Origin of the sequence: Pseudomonas sp. NPDC089569 (assembly GCF_050280625.1) — a bacterium.
Taxonomy (GTDB): Bacteria; Pseudomonadota; Gammaproteobacteria; order Pseudomonadales; family Pseudomonadaceae; genus Aquipseudomonas.
Genome location: NZ_JBNNVQ010000267.1, coordinates 1 through 1,270 on the forward strand (window position 1 = coordinate 1; position 1,270 = coordinate 1,270).

At 55.2% G+C, this 1,270-nt stretch carries 1 protein-coding gene and 1 pseudogene; one reads left to right on the plus strand and one right to left on the minus strand.

Annotation, left to right across the window (positions count from 1 at the left end):
* Positions 1-88 precede the first annotated feature (88 nt).
* Positions 89-190: pseudogene (locus ACQKP2_RS32970) on the minus strand (FAD-binding protein); the annotation flags it as partial.
* A gap of 535 nt (positions 191-725) precedes the next feature.
* Between ACQKP2_RS32970 and ACQKP2_RS32975 the strand changes: the two are divergent.
* A partial coding sequence (locus ACQKP2_RS32975; RefSeq protein ID WP_427582399.1) for an electron transfer flavoprotein subunit beta/FixA family protein occupies positions 726-1,270 on the plus strand: 545 nt, incomplete at its 3' end.

A 1,270-nucleotide genomic window follows, 5' to 3' on the forward strand; every position in this document is an offset into this window, starting at 1 on the left:
ATCAGGCCTTAGCTCAACTCAGCTTCAGACCTTGATTGTTGAACGACTGGATACCGGTACACCTTCCCTTCCAGGCTTCAGCGTGATTACCGGCTTCGGCGGCCTTCTGCTTCAGACGGCAGGCGGCGGACAGGCCAGCGGGGCCGGCACCGACGATGACCACGTCGAATTCCATGTATTCGCGTTCCACAGGCTATCTCCTACTCAAGGCTCAACAGTTTTTTTCTAATTTTGGAAGTTGGGTGTCGCATCCATGAATCCCGACGCAACGTCGGAAGTGGACAATCGAACAACCACCTTTATCTTTGGGTGGCGCATTATATCTACACCACTCTCCGGGTCCAATACAAACGTTTGTTTGAATTGGCTCAAACCCAGAGAAATCAAAGTCACGCGGCTTATGAACGGCTATTTTTCCGTATTGACCGGATTAGGTGTTCCGGTCAAGATACGGGCGGTTTTGCGCTCGCCGTAGGCTGAATGTTGGTTTCAAGAGCACCTCTAAAGACAGGGCGATGGCAGTAGAAGGTGATGCGCAGCGCGCAGTTTACACGCCGCGGATATGAATGACTTGTCAGTCACTCCTGACGAACGGTCATGAACAACGTGAGCGATGGTCACTTGACACATGGCCGGCGTTTTTAGAGGTGCCCTTGCGCCCGATGAGCATAACCGCCAGGTTCGCCTAGGCGACTTCCTTTTCACCGGAGAGTAACGAGGAATCCATGAAGGTTCTTGTAGCTGTCAAACGCGTTGTGGATTACAACGTTAAGGTTCGCGTCAAGGCGGACAATTCCGGCGTCGACCTCGCCAACGTCAAAATGTCGATGAACCCATTCTGCGAAATCGCAGTGGAAGAAGCTGTACGCCTGAAAGAGAAAGGCGTTGCGACTGAAATCGTCGTCGTCTCCGTCGGCCCGTCCACCGCTCAGGAGCAACTGCGCACCGCGCTGGCCCTGGGTGCCGACCGTGCCATCCTCGTCGAGTCCGCCGAAGACCTGACTTCCCTGGCGGTTGCCAAACTGTTGAAAGCCGTTGTCGACAAGGAACAGCCTCAGCTGGTAATCCTCGGCAAGCAAGCCATCGACAGCGATAACAACCAGACTGGCCAGATGCTCGCTGCCTTGAGCGGCTACGGTCAGGGTACCTTCGCTTCGAAAGTCGAGATCAGTGGCGACAGCGTGGCTGTGACCCGCGAAATCGACGGCGGCGCACAGACCGTTTCCCTGAAACTGCCGGCCATCGTCACCACCGACCTGCGTTTGAACGA